The sequence below is a fragment of the Robinsoniella peoriensis genome, assembly GCF_000797495.1.
Taxonomy (GTDB): Bacteria; Bacillota; Clostridia; order Lachnospirales; family Lachnospiraceae; genus Robinsoniella; species Robinsoniella peoriensis.
Window position 1 is genome coordinate 42,343 of record NZ_JTGN01000021.1, and the last position, 18,589, is coordinate 60,931.

Here is an 18,589-nt window from a genome sequence, read left to right on the forward strand (position 1 = left end):
ACGCACTAAAAAAGCCAGCGTCAGGATTCCACTCCTTACGCTGGCCTTACACCTTACTGAAAACACTCAAATCCCTGCAATATTCCCCGCGGAAACCATGCCCTGCCAAAATCCCCCCATACACATCTTATGGCTGTCATCTGCCGGGTCATCCTGATACACAATCATAGGTTCCTCCAGTTCCTCCAGAATGTCTGCCTTGCCCTCCAGATAATTACGCAGCCTTTTTTCTGCACTTTCCAGGCGCACCATGACACCCCCGATACGAATATCCAATACTTCAAAACCAAAGGGCCTGCATTCCGAAAACCATAATTCCTCTCTCATCGCTTTTAGGCGTGATACCATCGGCAAGAGTCTTTGTATCCTGTCTGCCAGCAAAACAAGCGTCTCTCTGTCACCGCCGCGGTATGCTTTTCGAATTTCTATCCCTGACATCGCTTTTTGTGACAGAATTTCAGCAAGCGTATTATAATAGCGGAAAACTGCATCCATTGAAACTTTATTTTCTATATCCATAGAGTATTTATTTTCTATATCCATATAACCTTTGCTTTTTCCATTCAGAAGATCTTCCAGCCGTTCAGCCAGTTTCTTGTAATATTGACCCATATCCACTCCCAGACCTGCAATCTGGCCGTCAAACAAACCGGTAAGCACATCCTGATACAGCAGGTATTTGGACGGGTTATCTGCATTTTCATTGTCTTTCTTTACGCCAGGGGTATTGTCGAAGGCATCCAGCAGATGATAGGCATCAGAAGTATATCCCGTCAGCTGCATAAGCCAGCGGTCAAGCTGTTCTGTATCCATTTCTTCGCTATAACAAAGCTCTGCAAAATACAATGCGGAATAGAATGCAGTCCGTACAGGTGTCTCTGTACCATTGTCAAACCAGAAGGTACACATTACCTTGTCAATGCTCTGATCTCTGCAGGATGCCAGGCCTTCACGCAGTGTTTTCTCCGCTTTACTGTAATTTGGTGCAATTCCATTCCAGGTCCAGCCGCCCCCTGCAAACCGTATCTTATCCGTCAGCTTACGATGAAGCCTGATATTCTTGTCATACATTCCTTTATCATGATGGTAATAGTCCCAGTATACCAGCGTCAGATCCTTTGGCAGCGGCTTCAAAAGATCAAAATCCGTATCCTCCGGCAAATCATAATATTCTCCGTCCGGGGACTTCAGGCGGAAAAACATATCACTCCACAGCATCATTTCCAGTCCATCTTCCAAGCAGATCTGTGACACCATCTGAAGATGCTTTGTCATAATCTCGTACCGTTCCTCAAATCCATTATTGCGCAGGTACTGCCCCAGCCCTAAAAGATCTGCTTCATCCATGCCCACGTGTATTTTCTTTGACGTAAAAGGTCCAGATGCGCTTTGTATCATTTTCCTTACGAATTCCTCTGTATCCTTCGTTCCCACCATAAGGATATCTTCTGTGTCCCGCAGTTTTTTAGTCTTCGGCCAGCGAAGGTATGTATGGAGATGTGCCAAAGTCTGAATTGCAGGAATCAATTCCACTCCGGCCTTATTCCCGTATTCATCCAGCTCTTTCAGATCCCCATAAGTATATTTGCCGCGATAGGCTCCAAAATATGGATCACCTGGAACTTCATATACATCCTCCATATAAAGGTAAAGCTGATTCATTCCGGATGCCGCACAGAGCCGTATAAACTCTTTCAGCATTGGCTTATTTACTGTTCCGTTTCTGGAACAGTCGATCATAATACCAGTTTCTTTAAAACAAATTTTCTCTTCCTTTACAAATGGCTCTGTATTTCCATATTTGATTCTCTGGAGAAACAGATGCAGAGCACGGTAAAAATGTACATCTTCCTTACCATACAAGTTCAGCTTCTTTCCGTCAAACTCGGCTTTCAGCACATCTCCCTCTGTAAATTCAATTATAATGTCCATATCTTTTTCGACACATTCATACCCCTGATACGTTAAGAACATTTCTGCCATTTCTTTTCTGTTTCCGTCAATTCCTGATAAATAAAATTTCATTACCTGCTGCCTTCTCCCTTACTCTCCATTTTATTTTTTCGGTATTCCGATGGGTAAACACCTATTTTCTTTTTAAATACCTTGGAAAAATACAGCGGATTGGGATATCCCACCATATCCGCCACATCCTTTGCCAGAATTTCCTCATCCATCTCCAGCAGATTTTTTGCCCGGTCCAGACGTATTTTCTGAATATACTGAGACAGTGTATAACCGCTGTATTCTTTAAATAAAGTGCTTAGATACGGTGCCACAAGCCCGAATTCAGACGCCAGTACGGCCGCGGTTATAGGCTCCGCCATATTTTCTATGATGTAGCACTCTACTTTTTTCATGAGATTTTCTGAAGACTCCGCTTTTCTGTATAGCTTCTTTTCATCCAGCATCTGCCTTAAATTAAGAAATAACTGCCTGGCATCCGACGAATACAGGATCAGATTCCATATGGTTTCTTCCCGGTCTTCCTCGCTTCTATATGACGGTACTGTCTGATCCTCCATGCTCTGCAAAATCCTGCTTATTATCTGCTGGCATTCTTTTTGGCGGATTTTCCTTGCATTAAAAAATGCCTCTGCTTCTTTCAGAAATACTTCCTTTCTGGTGTCAGACATCTCTTTACCCAGGGAATAAAAGGTATCATCTCCGGCAGGGTATGCCGTTCCGGTGGTGTCTGCATCGTCCTCAACCACTGAACTTTCGCCAAAAAGAATATTCTCCTGAAGCTTCCTGCGCAGCTGGTGGCTGATCATGGAGATTTCATGGGTTTCAATCAAACCCTCATGGAAGGCTGCAGTAATCTGGATTCCTCTTCCCTTTATCTCTTCCAGCAGCTTCTTAGAAAATACTTTTAAATCTGCTTCATTCTCCGGAACAATCAGCAGTATTTTTTCATTAACCTGGTTCTTTTCAAAAGAATATACACAGGTCGCTTCCGGAAGCAGGTCTGCCGCAGCTGACTCTATATCAATTCCCCGCCAGAAATCACATTCTGCGATATTCTCCTCCATACCGTCCCGGATCAGGGGACCCGCACAAAAGTAAACCATCTGAAGCTTTTCCCCAGGGTTCGCGGGTTTCCCGGTATAAACCGCCTCAGCCAGTCTCGCTTTCTGCTTTTCCTGAAGCATACTTAAATATCTCTGTGAGATATTGCTAAGAGTTTTCTCTAATTCTTCTTTTACGATAGGCTTTAACAGGTATTCCGTAACCCCGCAGCGGATTGCCTGCTGTGCATAACTAAAATCACTGTATCCGCTGATAACGACTTTTTCTGCCCCGGGGTATTTTTGATTAGCATAATCCATCACTTCAATACCGTCTGCCAGTGGCATATTGATATCTGTAAAAATTGCATCCACCTGATTATCGGTTAAATACTTAATTGCTTCTTTTCCATTGTGGGCACACATAACCACTGAAAATTCAGGATTTAGTTTTTCTATCATATTCTTAATTCCCCTTAAAAGAGGAATCTCATCTTCCGCAATAAGTACTTTTATCATTTATTTCTCCCCCCAATAGTACCACAGCACCTTTTTCTCTGTTATACAACTGAAAAACAAAAGATTCACCATAGATAATTTTCATCCTGGTATAGATATTCGGCAGGCACAATCCTCCAATACCTATATTTTCCAATATGTATTTTACATCACTCCGGTCCAGTTCTTCTTTCTGCCTTCGGAACTTTTCCAGGAACTCTTCGGTAAATCCGCTTCCGTTATCTTTCACGGTAATATACCATTTATCCTCTTCTGTCCAGGCATGTATGGAAATCTTCCAGACCGGATTCACATTTTTAAGCCCATGCTGGAAACAATTTTCACAAAGGGGCTGTACAATCAGCTTAGGAATACAGATATATCCTGCATCTTCCTCTGCCTGTATCTGGAACTCAAACAGTTCTTCGTATCTCACTTTCATAAGCAGCATGTAATCTTCTGCGATTGCACATTCCTTCTCTATCGTACTGAAACCATCCCCCATCTGAGTATTATACCGGAGTATTTCTCCCAGCCTGCGGCAGATATCCGGTACTTTTTCATTGCCGTCCATCTGGGATTCAATAGAAATAATCGCTAGCATATTATGTAAAAAATGCGGATTCATTTGGGACTGAAGCGCAAAGAAATGGGATTTCACTTCATTTGTCTTGGCTGTTATCTGTTTCTGCATACTGTCATTTAATTTTTTCAGCATAGAGTTAAAAGAATCCTCAAGGCGAAGCACGATATCTGTAGAATCTTCATCCGCAATTGCCACATGGAGATTGTCCATGGTAATAGATTTCAGAGAATGATTCAGATTCACCAGCGGTTTCGACAGATGTTTTACTAAGATCTGTTCCAGCATGATGGCTGCCAGCATTACAATTCCCACTGTTGCAGCCAGAACCAGGTAAAATTGATTCATCGCATTGTTAAATTCTATGGGATTTTTATATAGCTTCACAGTGTATGGAGCATTTTCCAGTGGAACTTCCATTCTGTAGATATCCTTCCCATCCAAATCCATGTCCCCTGCTGCCCGGTAAATGCTTTGACCTTCCTGGTTCAAAATCTCCGCCTGAATGCCCGGACCAAAATCTGCCAAAATCTCATCCAGTTTCTCTGTTGATTCCTGCACTTCTACAAAACCGCATCTGGAACTGTTGGAGTAGTAATCCTTTATTTCCCTCACGACAGCCAGATAATCCGTCCGCTGTGCCTCTCCTGATGCCAGGACATCCGTCCCCGGTTCCCTGTAAAATACAAACCTGTCCGCTTCCTGAAAATATTCCTGTACATCCTCAAATGCTTCTCCGGAAAAAAACTGTCTGACTCCACTCTCCGTAATCGCCCGGTTGGACGTGCAGACCCAATCATCGTACCGGTTATAAAGGCAGATTCTGGAATGCCCGTCGTTTTTAAAATTATAGGATTCCAGAAGCTTCTTCACTTCTCCTGTGGTAATCGGATGGCTTGTAAAATAATTCTCGTCCGGTTTTGCAGGCAAGGATTGAAAGACCCTGACAATATCCGGATTTGCCGCAATCTGAAGCGCCGCCCTGTCCATATCGTAAAACAAAATGTCCAGCTGCGTTGCCGTCTTTTCTGTTATAATCCGGAAGTCCTGTTCTTCCTTCTCCTTCATCTCGCCTACAACCATTCTGTAAAAATATCCCACAAGTCCTAATATGATCAACATCATTATCACGGTATGATACAGAAAAAATTTAGTCTGGTATTTTAACTTTTTCATATTTTTCTCCCAAAATTCATTCAAACATGCTCTGACGCGTAATTTTGCATACTCAATTTTATCATACCTTATCTGTAATAAATTTTGAAGTACCAGAATCTGTCATCAACCTCATCAAATACCTATTATCCTTTGACGGCTCCCGATGTCATGCCTTCCACAATATATTTCTGCAGACAGAGATATAAAATAACAATGGGCAATACTGTTATCACAAGTGCTGCAAATACATAATTCCAGTCTCTGGAATAAAGTCCGTAGAAATTAAAAATCATCATCGGTATGGTTGTCCGTTCTGAACTGCTCATCAGGTACAGCGGCACCTGGAAGTTATTCCATATTCCAATAGCTGCAATAATCAGGTTTGTAATGGTTATCGGTTTCATAATCGGAAGCAGTATTTTAAAAATCAGTTGAAAAGCATGGCATCCGTCCATGACGGCAGCTTCATCTATTTCTCTTGGAATTCCTTTTACATAACTTGAAAATGTCATTACGGCAAAAGGAAGGTTCACTGCAGCCAGAACCAGAATAACACTGAAGTAGGTTCCATATAAATGTAACTTCAACACTAATGCATATGTAGTAACCATCTGCATTGTAGCGGTAAGCCCGAATACAAAATAGTAATACAGGCCTCTTCCCTTATTATCATCCCGCCTGGAGATAATAATCCCGGTCATTGCGCCAAAGATAATAATCACTGCCACCGCCGTAACTGTAATGATCAGACTGTTGGCATACCCACGTAAAATCCCTCCGGTTTCAATTACATGCTTATAATTTTCAAACTGCAGCTGTTTTGGCAGGCTGAGATTCATTTGAAGCGCTTCTCCCTGTGTTTTAAAGGAACCGAATACCATCATAACAATCGGTATAATATACACGCTGGAAATGAGAAGCAAAATCAGAATTGTCACCATTTTTCCTATCTTTTTCTTTCTCACTAGGTATCCACCTCCCTGGATCTTAAGTATTTATTCAATGCAAACGTAATTCCCACTATGAAAAATGAAAGGATTAAGGCACTTGCGCTGGATTTGCCAAGCAATCCCATTCCAAACGCCCGGAAAGTATAGGTGCTCAGCACCTGGGTATCGAATCCGGGTCCCCCTCCGGTAAGGGAGTAAACCAGATCAAATACTTTCAGTCCCCCCGTGATGTTCAAGGTTACCACAACCGTAAAAGACGGTGCCAGCAGAGGAAGCGTAATCCTTTTAAACTGCTGCCATTTTGTTGCTCCGTCTATCTGAGCGCTTTCATAATACTCACCCGGAATTGCCTGCAGCCCCGAGATAAACAGGAACATGGTAAATCCCGCCCACATCCAGACTTCAATAATAATAATCCAGAGCATTGCAGTACCATAGCTTCCAAGCCAGTCTCTGGTAAGATCCGCCTGACCGATTGCCGTCAGAAAGTTATTGATCAGTCCGTCCTGCTTAAGTACTCCCGTAAACAAAAGCCCGACAATCATACAGCTGAGAACGCAAGGCAGATAGAACAAGGTTCTGAAAATACTGTTGCCTTTGAACTTCTGCACCACCAGCAGTGCCAGCAGCAGCCCAACCACTGTTTTAAATACAGTCGTGCTCAGTGCAAAGAGCATTGTATTCCAAAGGGAACGCAGAAATACTTCATCCTGGAATAAATTTATCACGTTTCGCAGTCCGATAAATTTGGCATTGTCCATCCGGTCCATGTTCCAATCCGTAAAGGAGTAAAAAAATGCAGTAATAATCGGTACAATAAAAAATATGGTATAAACCAGTGCGGCCGGTGCTCCCAGCCACATGGGATAAATTTTTGATAACTGTTTCTTATTAATAGCAACCACCTCTTTCTCAATCAAAAGGAGCTGCTATTGCAGCTCCTCTATTTTCTGTATCTTAGAATCCTTCTGCACCCTGATCAATCATATACTGTTCAAAGTCGCCCTGGAATTTCTCCATGATCTGTTTTCCATCCATATTACCTTTTGCAGGAGCATCCACGTAATATACATATAAAGTACTTTCAAACAACGGATTTAAATCCATCACTGAGTAGTTAAACTCCGGGATAACCTTTCCGGCTTCAATATATTTTTCATTAACAGCTTTCAGGTATTCCGGTACTTCTCCGCCATTTACATCCTGGAAAGCCGGGAATGCCGGTCTTTCTTCGAAATACAAATCGGCATATTCAGGAGTTGACCAGAGATTCAGCACCTTCTTAACGGTATCCATATTCTTAGAATTTTTATAAACTACAAAACCAGCAGATGACATATTCTCTGTCATTACATCCACGCCGTCTTTCATAGACATTGCGAACATTCCTATCTTAGCTTCCGGATTAGCCTCCAGCACTGAGGCTGCAAAGAAATCACCGTTAAAATGCATGGCTGCTTTGCCTTCGGCAACCGCAAGAATAGCATCGTCATAAGTAGCGGAAGCAAAATTATCGTTAATAAATCCTTTTTCATAAAGGCTTAAGTATTTATCAATTACTTCTGCAAACTCAGGAACATCCGTCCATTTTGCTTCATTTTTCATTATCTTTTCGCTGAACTCTTTCACTTTCTCATCACCAAGGGTCTTCGCAAAATTATCGGTCATAAGAACCTGGGGAACCCAAGTGTCCTTTGGCATAAAAATAGGTGTTACTCCGCTGTCCTTGATCTTCTGGCATACATCCAGGAATTCCTCCCAGGTATTTGGAACAGTCACGCCGCACTTCTGAAATACATCTTCGTTATAAGTAAATCCATGTACCCCTGGTACGGACAGGAACGGAAATCCATAAATTTTACCATCATCTGCTGTTACATTTTCCGGTATCTTTAATTTGCTTACCCATTCTTCACCGGACATATCTGCAAAATTAGCAGCCGGATCCACGATGTCATAAATAGCAGGCACATTGTAATCGATTAAGTCCGGACACTCACCGGAATTCAGTTTCATTTTAATCATGTTCAGTGACTCATCATCCGGAACCACCTGAACATCCACTTTAATATTCTCTTCCTTCTCTAACTTTTTAATCATATTCTGCAGACCCGGGAAATTCCTGGACTGCTGTACAAGTGCGGTGATCTTCTGTGTTTCACCCGTCTTACTTTCATCGGCCCCCTTCGTTTCTGAATCTGCCTGAGCCTCGGTAACCTCTTTGCCTGATGTAGCCGCCTTATCCGAATTATTATTGCCCGTACCGCATGCTGCAAGTGAAAGAACCATTGCTGCCGATAACAGAACTGCTGCTGCTTTTTTCTTTTTCATTTATAATACTCCTCTCTCTGATTTATATTTATAAAATAATACAATTTTAGGTTTTCGTACATGCCATATTTTAAAATGCTGCATGTCCTTTTTTTAAACTTTTTACTATTTATACCATCTGACATAATCCACTTCCATTTCAGCCGGAAGAAACTCATCTGCAATAGTACCAATCCAGCCCCCAAGTCCATAGCTTAAAATAAAGATTTCCGGAGTATTTGGCACATTATTTTCCTGTGTTGCCACTACCTCTCCGTCCAGCATAAAATGAATGTACTCAGGTGTCCATTCCATCCCAAACTTATGCCACTTATATGGATTCTTTATAGTTGGCTGTGTATGGTATTTCTCATGTGGATCATATGTATAGTTGTCATAATGCATGGTAATCCAGTATTTTTCAGCAAGTCCTGCATATTCCGGTGCTCCTTTCGGATGCGGCCTTTCCAGAATATCAATCTCGGCACCAAAATTCTTTTCATCTCCCCAGAGCCAGCCGCCATTTACTTCATCTGCCTGAGGCATTGTCCACACTGCCGGATTGCTTCCCGGTACATCCGGAATTTTAACCATTGCCTCTACATATCCATATTTTTCTTCAAATTTATCTCTTGTCTGCACCATCGCAGAACGATAATGGCTTGTCTGTCCGTCAAAAAACGTATCTTCTTTACTTCCCAGCAGCCGTAAGGTTCCTTCCCTTACATATGCATTATCAGGATGAACCGCAATCTCCGGTGAATTTCCGTAACGGAATAATCCCGACTCTTTTAAGTCTACACACCAGTTATTCCATTTTGTAAGATCCAACGCATCACCACTGAAGTTATCTTCAAATATAAGAACCTTTCCGAGAATTTCAGGTGCTGTTGCTGACGATACACTCACTTCACAGGATGCTGATTCTCCAGCTTCCATATAACCAGTTATCGTTCCGGTCCCTTCTTTTATCCCCGTTACCGTACCGTCTTCTCCAACCGTTACTGCCCCGGGATTGCTGCTCTTCCATGTAATTCTCTGTCCGGTATATTCCGTTAACTGAAGTGTTTTACTCTCTCCTTCTGTCAACGCCATAGTCTGCTGGCTGATACCAGCCTTTTTAACGGTTTCATAAAAGGTAAACTCCGCTGCGGTTGCTGCTGTCTCTGAAACGCCACTTCCTAAACTGCCCTTTTTAATCTGAATCTGAACAGAGGACAGCGGAGCTTCCCCACCAAGTACTACTTCCTTATCCCTGGAATTATTTTCCCATGATCCCTGTTCCACAATGGTAACCGTATCTCCATCCTGTGATGTCCCATATATGGAGTATTCCAGAATCTGCCCATTTGGATTGTTATCCTGCCTGGGTGTATAAACGAGCCTGGAAATCATTTTAGGCACAGCAAAATCCACGACAACTACAATGGGCTTTTCGTTTAACCCCTTGTCCCCCGCTTCCCATGCGGCGTCCCAAAAAGTGTTCCTGTCCCGGTCAAATGCTTTTGCAATTTCAGCCCCTCTGTGCTCACTGTTTGCCGTAACACTCATTTCTCCTGCATCCACTTCCTGCTGGTAATCATTGCTTTTCCCGTTTTCCTTTGCCATTGCCAAAAACCCCGCAGAACAGAAAACCATTGCAAATGTCAAAGTACCATAAATAAATTGTTTTGATTTCATCTTTTTCCTCCCATTCTTTTTTTACTACAATTATTACCTTATAGGAATCCTTCAAAATTGTACATGTACAATATTCAAATCTTATATGTACAAAATTAAAAAGCCCTTTTCACAGAATACTTGTGTTCAGCGTTTCCACCTGAATACTGTCAAAACAGAACAATAGACAGCATAAGTGCCCTGACGCAAAACTGCGGCCAGGGCACTTATGTTCTCATATCATTTCTTACTTGTAAATACCACAAATTTGTGACCGTAATTACTCCAGACAGTACATGGCTCCTTTGCAAAATAAAAACTGCTAAAGAGCGCCTCAGATTCGGAAAGCCGAAATGCCAGCTCAAACAACTCCTGTGTCATGGTAAAATAGATCTGATCCTCCTTTAAGCACAATTTCTCCAGATATTCTATTTCCTCGGGTTTTAACACTGTCTGAATACGATCTCTTTCATCCTGTTTTAAACTGCCATAATAAAAGTCCAGATAAGAATTCTCCATACCATTTTCTATGATTTTATCCTGAAGATACTGATACAGATCATCTTTGGATCCTTCTAAATACACCCAGTTATAATCCCGGAATCCCTCATCTATATTCTGCATACAGATACAGCCCTTATTTATTAACTCTTCCACCGTCATAGGCACCGGTCCGAATATCTCCTTAGACATTTTCAGGATTTCCAGCATATGGCCGATATTGCCTTCCCCGGCAAACTTTTTCATGTTGAAGAAATTCTCTTCAAATCCCAGCCAATGCAGCGGATGCTTTTCCGGCTTGAGTGTGACATCATGTTTTAACACCCCAGCATATACTTCCATTCTCATATCCTGCAGGTGCCAGCAAAAGTCCATAAAGTAATACAACTTTACATCCTCCCTGCCGATACCGGTCTCTTCCTCCAGCTCACGGTAGGCCGCATCCTCTGAGGTTTCTCCCGGTTCTATTTTTCCTCCTACAAAATTAAACAGACCCTCATACGGATCATTCATTCTTTTACAAAATAGTACCCGGTCCTTTTCAGGATTCAAAATAATAATCGTATTATAATTACGCATAACTGCCCCCTATCCCTGTATTATTAAAGGCGTATCAGCTGAGAATCTTACTTTACAGAAAGTTAGCAAAAATCGAGGCTCCCACTACGGTTAATATACCGGAAACCGCAATTGACAAACTGCTCATTGCTCCTTCTACCTCTCCAAGTTCCAGCGCTTTTGATGTTCCGATTGCGTGTGAAGAGGTGCCCAGTGCCAGCCCTACCGCTATTGGTTCGTAGATGCGGAATAACTTGCACACCAGCTCCCCAACAATATTTCCAAGTACGCCGGTTACAATAATAACTGCCACCGTAATCGTCGTAACTCCGCCTAATTCATCCGACACTCCCACTCCAATTGCAGTCGTGATAGACTTTGGTAATAGTGTAACATAATATTGATGTTCAAGTCCAAACAAATATGCCAGCGCCAGCACACTGACTAAACTGGATAGTACCCCGGACACGATTCCAAAAGTGACCGCCACCATATTCTTTTTCAAAAGCTCCAACTGCTGATATAGCGGTATCGCCAGACAGACCGTCGCAGGAGTCAGCAGATAACTGAGATATTTAGCAGATTCATTAAAACTGTCATAATCCACACCCAGGAGTTTAATCACCAAAATAACAAATATAATCGATATCAGCAACGGATTAAAAACTGCCTTCTTAAATTTTTTCCGTATCAATATCCCTAATACATATCCTAAAATACATACTGCAACGCCAAAATAAACGGATTCACATAGAAATTCTTTCACTGTTTTCCCTGTCCTTTCGCTGTTTTTGAATAATCTTCTGAGATGACTTTCCTGTTACCACCATAACAATAATCGTTGTCACAAATGTAATAACGACGATTGGAAGTAAAATCTTCTGCAGATCCCCCCAGACCACAATCAGGCCTACCGCGGCTGGAATAAACATGGGCGGCATAATATCCAGCAGAAAATGTGCTGCATTGATCACCCTGTGAAGTTTAATTATTTTCGTTGACAGGCAAAAAAGCATCAATACCAAACCATAAATACTCGCCGGTATCGGAAGGGGAATAAAGTGATGCATCATTTCCCCTAAAAAGGTAACAATCAAAATAATCCCAAATTGACCCAGTAATTGCATAATCTCTCCTTTTCATACGTGATACCATGTTCTTTCAAACAATGATTTGCGCACTTTCATACGCCGGCTGGTACAGCAATTTCTAAAAAGCCAGCAATTCCAATGGCTGCTTAGAAAACGCCGCACATGACTACATTATCAGATACCAAATTATTGTATAATTGTATACAATCTTTGTCAAGTGTTATGCTGTATGTAATTTATCTAATACCCCGGATAATTTTATGCAACTATACAAAGGATCTTTCCCTCACAGCATTCATTAGTATCCATGCCAAAGCTTCATTCTTTTGCAATAACTCTCTCCACAAGCCTCCGAAAAGCCTCTTCAAAACGAATATCGTCTTCCTCCGTCCTCTTCCTTGGGCCTTTCCCATGGAATTTGGATGAACTCCTCCGGGCCTTCTTAGACATATGCCGTTCAAACAACATCTGGTCTATATTCTCATTGGTATATTCTTTACCACTCTGGTGCATCACATACACCCCTTTGCCAAGGGCCATTGCCGCAACGCCGTAATCCTGTGTTACCACAATGTCCCCTCTGGCAGACTTTCCAATCAGGGCAAAATCTGCTGAATCTGCCCCTTTGTCAACTATAATTACCTGCGCATAATCCGAACTCATTACATGTGAAGTATCACAAATCAAAATCAGGGAAATGTCCTTCGCCTGCGCCACTTTCTCTACAATTTTCACTACCGGGCATGCATCAGCATCCACTAATATCTTCATATCTTTCCCCATTGATGGTCACTTACTCCCTTTTATTATCCTTGTTACGTGTATCAAAATACCTCTGTCCGGACGATTATTCATACGCGTTTAATACCGGTTGTGGACATATTCAGCGAAACACATAAAATCTTTTATCTCAAGCACTGTTCCATCATCCAGGACAGCCCGCCCTTTCATTTTTCCAAATACCTGATGCTGATCTGTACCCACCACAATTACATCCATCTTGGCAGCCCGGTCTATAACCGGCTCAAATTCCATTTCAAACCGCCCGTCACTGGATGTAAACGTCCAGTTTTTCATATAACTGTCAGATGGAATATGAAAGACAACGTCATCCAGTTTATGCCCGGTTCCATTGTAAAAAAGGATATTCTCTGATGCCGCACTGGTATCTCCGAATCCATAACCGATATTAAATCCGAATGGCTTCCCGTTAACAACACCATTTCCGGATCCCCAATACCAGTTATTATCATACGTCCAGACGCCCCTTCCCCAGTCCAGTGTTCCGAAATCCGTATCCGGGGAAAAGATAAATTCCCGATCCCCCAGCCGCATCCTGCCTTTTGCTCTCATACAATTTATTTTCTGATTATAATAAAAAGCTGTTTTCTTTTCCTTCCATGGAGTGGCAATTACCATAGAATCCTGTTGTGTCTCCTCCAATATAATATCACAGGAAAATTCTTTCCCTTCAAAAAAGCGGGGCCACTTACATCGGATTCTCCGCTTTCCATTCTGTACCTCGAAACGCATATGCATCTTTTTGTCATGGTAACTGGTATTTCCTTCCATAGAATTAGAAGGCAGGTGAATTCTTCCCATGGTAAACGGCTTTAAGATCGTTTCGGTATGTTCCCATGGTCTGGTGAAATCCAGAATCGACGCCGATTCAAGTCCAATATAACCATCATCCGAAATAGTAAATGCCGCAGCGAAATCCTGATTCAGAACCAAATAATAATCCCATTCCTTAATTCTGAATTTCGGAGCCTTAATTTTGCTTCTGTCATAAATCTGAACCTGATGTCTGGACCACCCTGGCTCCGTAAGACTGCCATCTTTCTGTAGAAGTGGTTGGCTTGCAGTAACTTCATGATTTCTCATACGCGCTCCTTTCCCGCTGGCATAACAAAATGGCAGCGTTAGAAAATAAATTTTTTACCAGCTATTTATTCCATAAACCCATGCTTTCCTCCCATACTACAGGACTTCCTGCCAGAATGGAGCAGGGTGCATCTAAGGTAATCGGAGTTCCATCCATTGTAGTAATGACTCCGCCTGCCTCTTCCAGTATAACAGATGCCGCAGCGTAATCCCATGGCTGTAACAGCATTTCAAAATAAAGTCCATTCCTCCCGGAAGCAATCCGGCATATGTCCAGGGTAGAAGACCCGCCATTACGTATTCCATGGCTCTGCAGATACAATTTCTTGGCAAAATCAAAGGAACGGTCCGTTTCTTCTGAATTATACCTGGCACATCCGAAAGCCACAATACTCTCCTCAAGAGAGACATCCTTTACCGTCAGGCGCCCTTCATTGCAATATGCCCCTTCGCCCTTCTTAGCCCAATACATCTCATCCAGATAAGGATTATATACAACTCCGGCAAAACCCTTCCCCTGATATGCAACTCCAACTGAAATACAACTGTGATGATAATCATGAATAAAATTTGTAGTTCCGTCAATGGGATCAATGATAAAATAATACCCTTCCCCCAAAGGTTCCTGCATATGATTTTCTTCTCCGATAAAACCGGCTTCCGGAAAAACCGCTTTTAATCTTTCTACTAAAAATTCCTGTATCTGGCAATCAAATGCAGTCACAAAATTCGCATAACCACTTTTTTCAGATATATTTTTGCTTCCGGCATGGGCATTTCTCAGTATCTGCCCTGCTTCTTTTACAATCTCCCTGATTTCTGTCAGCATCCTGTCTCCTCTTTCTTCTCCTGCCTGTCCTTATTTACGTCTTTTAAAAATACCAATATATTATCGCTGGAATCCTGTTGGGAAAAATAATAGTCCAAACCTTTAAATTCTTTGATTTTGGATATTTCCCCCACCTGTTTTTCTGCAAGCCAGCGGACCATTTCCCCTCTTGCCATTTTTGCCTGGGTCCCTTTCACCCGAATTCTGCGGTTCTGATCACTTTCCACCGCTTCTCCAAATACACAGGTAACAAACCGAACATCGGGCTCCAGAAATGGTTCTACTGCTTTGCTGTATTCTTTGGATGCCAGGTTCAGTATTACCTTATCATCCTTAACCAGCTCCCGATAAATGCGTTTGCCCCAGAACTGATAAAGATTCTTCCCATCACCTGCCGCCAAAGCAGCCTGCATCTCCAGCCGGTAAGGATATACTGCATCCAGGGGCTTTAGTATCCCATAGAATCCGGAAAGAATACGCAGATTTTCCTGAACATATTCCCATTGGCGATCTGAAAACACCCGGGGTGCCATATATTGATACTGAATTCCTTCATATGTCAAAAGAGCCGGTGTCATACCGGTAAGTCCACGGCGTACATCTAACCGTTTCATATTCCGGTACCGCCTGAAATTTAACTCTGCAATTTTATCATTGCACTTCAATATCCCCTTCAGCTCTTCATAAGAAAGCCTCTTTAATATACTATGTAATGTCTCCGCCTGTTTTGAAAAAGCCGGAAAATCAGTAAATTCTATAGAATTTTCATCCTGCACCATTTTCTTTGCAGGAGATATTATAATCTTCATACTCAGCTCCTGATCATACTTAATGCAAACTTTTTAACGCCAATCAGATCCTCTTCATCCGGATGTCCCAAAGCCTGATCAAAATTTCGAATCAAAGCATCTGCCTGAGGCATGCCCTTTTCCTGCATTCCTTCATAACGCTTTCGTACAGACACCGGCATCTGGCCCGTACACATATAATTTCCTTCCACCTGACAGTCCTGGGGAAGGGCGGCCTTCACACCGGATAAGATCTTCTGGAAATATTCCTCTGACCCTTCAAATCCGGCCGTTCCAAACAGCGCAATCTTTTTTCCGCCCAGCATTGGCAATACACCTTTTAATTTATCTGAGCATTGTCCTTTATCTGTCCAGAATCCAAGGAATATTATCTCCGAATCTGTAATCTCATCGCTTTTGGCATCCACGGCATTTCCACAGAACATCACATCCACAAGATTTCTGACCGAATTATATATCGTATCTGCTAACATTTTTGTATTACCAGTTTGTGAATCATATAAAATTGAAACTTTCATCTAAAATGCCTCCTTTTTATTCAATACATCTATTATAAACTCTTTGTAGCCGTTTTTCTACTATATCTTATACCCAATATACAGAATGACAGGAACTTACAGCACAAAAAAACCGGCAGGCCCGTCAATTAGCTCTGCCGATCTCTTTTTAAACTACTCTCGCACCAAATGGCATCAATGCCAGTTTTGCAATCTTAAACTGCTGTAATCCAAATGGAATTCCTACAATGGTAATGCATAAAACTGCACCGATAACTGCCGATTCAATTGCAAGGGGTATGCCGGATAGTATCAGCCACAATACATTTAACAATAAAGAGCCAACACCTCCGCCATATACAACCTCTTTTCCAAATGGAAAGAAACACAAGCCTGCAAATTTAAAACACTGGGTTCCAACCGGAATACCTACGATGGTAATACACCACAGGCAGCCAATCAAAAGCCAGCTGATACCTGATATAAATCCTCCAAAAATAAACCATAAAATATTTCCTAAACATCCCATATCCAATCCTCCTGAGTCATTTATTTACGATTGTCTTCTTTACTGCTTCATTATTTACTGCTTCATTATTTACTGCTTCATTCTTTGCCGCTTCATTCTTTACTGCTTCATTCTTTCCAAGCTATAAAGTGCATTTTCTACACGCTCTATAGCCTCCTCAACCTGTTCTTTGCTCTGATTGATTTTGGACTGTACGTACCAGTCTGATACTATATTGTCCAAAAAGAAGTCAGCAAATACTGCGAAACTGCCAATATCAATATGCACCTCAGGATGCATACTTACATCCCGCAACTCTTTTTGAAATTTTCGCAGAAGCATTTTGGTATTTTCCATCTCTTCATTGGCACTGTCAATCTTGGAATGCTTGAGCATTCCGCTGATAAAACCGCCTCCCAGCATATCCCATATTCCGAATCCTTTAGCACTGGCTAATGACTGGTCTACACGGTTCAAACTTTGTAATGCTGCTCTTCCCGCCATTATTGCTTCTTCAATTTCCCTGTTATTTCTTTCTGCATTGTCCATACTCTTTCTCCTCTCTCGGCCTTTAGCGGCCTTAACTGGTGTCAGGTTACTGCAAAGACTGCCGGTTTCAGAGAGCAAAATAAAAAGACTCTTATCGCAGCAATCTTCGCTACAATAAAAGTCTTGCACATTTCATTCGATACGGATATAAAATATCGTATTGACGATTTCGAATCACCTTTCGGTTAGGCTACTCCCTTTTATGTAAATTCAATATATCATATGGTAATTTTTATGTCAAGAATACGCTTCTTAAATTTTTCTGACATTTAGTACTTTCTGCCGCACCTGCTGCAAAACGCATCTAGTTCCCCGCCTTCATTTCCACATGACGGACATAATTTCTTAGAGTTATCCACAATATCAGATTTTTCCGTGGATAACTTCTCTGATTCTGCCGTTTCAGCGGTACTACTTGTGGACAGAACCTCTTTTGGCGCCAGAGCCGCCGTGTTTGCTGCCGGTACTGTGTTTACCGCCGGTGCCGCCGTGTTTGCTGCCGGTACTGTATTTACCGCCGGTGCCGCCGTGTTTGCTGCCGGTACTGTATTTACTGCCGGTGCCGCCGTGTTTGCTGCCGGAGCCGCTGTACTCATAACCGCCTGCGGCTGCATGATTCCGGTATTTTGATATACTGGCTGGCTCTGGGTAGCAGCCGTTTCACGCATAGCATCTTTTTGCGGATCTCTCATAACAAAATCTTCTTTTTTCGGCATCGGAGGAATTTCACACTCTTTAAACTGAGTCCTATGGTCGACACCGCCGCCCATTTTCTTATTAATTTCACTTACATTTCTGCAAATAACCACGATCATTAATGCAAATTCATAGAAAATACGAAGTATCAGATTACCAAATATCAGTACTGCAAACCCAAGTACCATTTGCAGGCAGAGAATATTAAATACCCCCACCGTGGTGCAGACGCACGCCCCAAGTACATAAAAGAACTTTAACAGCCCTTCAATAATAAAATTTTTAAATTGCAGATAATCATAAAGCCAGCCAAAGAAACCATGAAAACGGTTTACGTTTTTCTTTGACATGAAGGCAAAGAATACTACAAACGACATAATAATACCAATAATTACACCAGCGACTGTCATAATGACCCCAAACTGTTTTAAAATCGACATATAATGATCCATTTCAAATCCTCCTGTCATCTAATACTATATTTCTTCTATTATAGCTCAC

Annotated in this window: 18 protein-coding genes; all 18 read right to left on the reverse strand. The window is 42.0% G+C overall.

From position 1 onward, the window contains the following. Nucleotides 1–66: 66 nt before the first annotated feature. The 18 genes from QR40_RS27355 to QR40_RS27440 all read right to left on the reverse strand — a co-directional run bounded on the left by QR40_RS27355 (nt 67) and on the right by QR40_RS27440 (nt 18,540). Nucleotides 67–2,025 carry a beta-N-acetylhexosaminidase gene (locus QR40_RS27355; protein WP_044297672.1) on the reverse strand — a complete coding sequence of 653 codons (1,959 nt, stop codon included), beginning with the start codon at nt 2,023–2,025 and terminating at the stop codon, nt 67–69. Beyond that, entirely contained in the window at nt 2,025–3,527 is a 1,503-nt protein-coding gene (locus QR40_RS27360) for a response regulator (protein WP_044297673.1), read from the reverse strand. Before QR40_RS27360 ends, QR40_RS27355 begins: the two co-directional genes overlap by 1 nt. Further along, nucleotides 3,499–5,265 carry a histidine kinase gene (locus QR40_RS27365; protein WP_044297674.1) on the reverse strand — a complete coding sequence of 589 codons (1,767 nt, stop codon included), beginning with the start codon at nt 5,263–5,265 and terminating at the stop codon, nt 3,499–3,501. The genes QR40_RS27360 and QR40_RS27365 overlap by 29 nt, the downstream gene beginning before the upstream one ends. Nucleotides 5,266–5,390: 125 nt before the next feature. Continuing rightward, nucleotides 5,391–6,212, reverse strand: a complete 822-nt coding sequence (locus QR40_RS27370; protein ID WP_242858595.1) for a carbohydrate ABC transporter permease — start codon at nt 6,210–6,212, stop codon at nt 5,391–5,393. After that, the gene (locus tag QR40_RS27375) at nt 6,212–7,117 is read right to left on the reverse strand and encodes a carbohydrate ABC transporter permease (protein WP_330373910.1); all 906 of its coding nucleotides are present in this window, start codon (nt 7,115–7,117) and stop codon (nt 6,212–6,214) included. The genes QR40_RS27370 and QR40_RS27375 overlap by 1 nt, the downstream gene beginning before the upstream one ends. Nucleotides 7,118–7,154: 37 nt before the next feature. After that, nucleotides 7,155–8,528, reverse strand: coding sequence for an ABC transporter substrate-binding protein (locus QR40_RS27380; protein ID WP_044297675.1), 1,374 nt, complete (start codon nt 8,526–8,528; stop codon nt 7,155–7,157). Between the two features lie 105 nt (nt 8,529–8,633). Next, nucleotides 8,634–10,187: a discoidin domain-containing protein gene (locus QR40_RS27385; RefSeq protein ID WP_044297676.1), complete on the reverse strand. Its 1,554-nt coding sequence runs from the start codon at nt 10,185–10,187 to the stop codon at nt 8,634–8,636. Between the two features lie 219 nt (nt 10,188–10,406). Next, the gene (locus tag QR40_RS30625; RefSeq protein ID WP_063837593.1) at nt 10,407–11,246 is read right to left on the reverse strand and encodes an NUDIX hydrolase; all 840 of its coding nucleotides are present in this window, start codon (nt 11,244–11,246) and stop codon (nt 10,407–10,409) included. A 52-nt stretch (nt 11,247–11,298) separates the two neighbouring features. Then, complete coding sequence (locus tag QR40_RS27395) at nt 11,299–11,991, reverse strand: LrgB family protein (RefSeq protein WP_027295657.1); 693 nt, start codon at nt 11,989–11,991, stop codon at nt 11,299–11,301. Next, on the reverse strand, nt 11,972–12,352 hold the full coding sequence (locus tag QR40_RS27400) for a CidA/LrgA family protein (RefSeq protein WP_044297677.1): 381 nt from the start codon (nt 12,350–12,352) through the stop codon (nt 11,972–11,974). The genes QR40_RS27395 and QR40_RS27400 overlap by 20 nt, the downstream gene beginning before the upstream one ends. 282 nt (nt 12,353–12,634) lie before the next feature. Then, nucleotides 12,635–13,087, reverse strand: a complete 453-nt coding sequence (locus QR40_RS27405) for a YaiI/YqxD family protein (RefSeq protein ID WP_044297707.1) — start codon at nt 13,085–13,087, stop codon at nt 12,635–12,637. 90 nt (nt 13,088–13,177) lie between these two features. After that, a complete protein-coding gene (locus QR40_RS27410; protein ID WP_044297678.1) occupies nt 13,178–14,200 on the reverse strand; it encodes a DUF2804 domain-containing protein in 1,023 nt (340 codons plus the stop codon). A gap of 61 nt (nt 14,201–14,261) precedes the next feature. Next, a complete protein-coding gene (locus tag QR40_RS27415; protein ID WP_044297679.1) occupies nt 14,262–15,029 on the reverse strand; it encodes an inositol monophosphatase family protein in 768 nt (255 codons plus the stop codon). Next, nucleotides 15,023–15,838: a peroxide stress protein YaaA gene (yaaA, locus tag QR40_RS27420; protein ID WP_044297680.1), complete on the reverse strand. Its 816-nt coding sequence runs from the start codon at nt 15,836–15,838 to the stop codon at nt 15,023–15,025. The genes QR40_RS27415 and yaaA overlap by 7 nt, the downstream gene beginning before the upstream one ends. A 2-nt stretch (nt 15,839–15,840) precedes the next feature. Further along, nucleotides 15,841–16,356, reverse strand: a complete 516-nt coding sequence (gene bilS / locus QR40_RS27425) for a flavodoxin family protein BilS (protein WP_044297681.1) — start codon at nt 16,354–16,356, stop codon at nt 15,841–15,843. 148 nt (nt 16,357–16,504) lie between these two features. Then, nucleotides 16,505–16,864 carry a YccF domain-containing protein gene (locus tag QR40_RS27430; protein WP_027295650.1) on the reverse strand — a complete coding sequence of 120 codons (360 nt, stop codon included), beginning with the start codon at nt 16,862–16,864 and terminating at the stop codon, nt 16,505–16,507. A 99-nt stretch (nt 16,865–16,963) separates the two neighbouring features. After that, a complete protein-coding gene (locus QR40_RS27435; protein ID WP_027295649.1) occupies nt 16,964–17,392 on the reverse strand; it encodes a hypothetical protein in 429 nt (142 codons plus the stop codon). 269 nt (nt 17,393–17,661) lie between these two features. Next, nucleotides 17,662–18,540 carry a DUF4282 domain-containing protein gene (locus QR40_RS27440; protein ID WP_044297682.1) on the reverse strand — a complete coding sequence of 293 codons (879 nt, stop codon included), beginning with the start codon at nt 18,538–18,540 and terminating at the stop codon, nt 17,662–17,664. Nucleotides 18,541–18,589 lie beyond the last annotated feature (49 nt).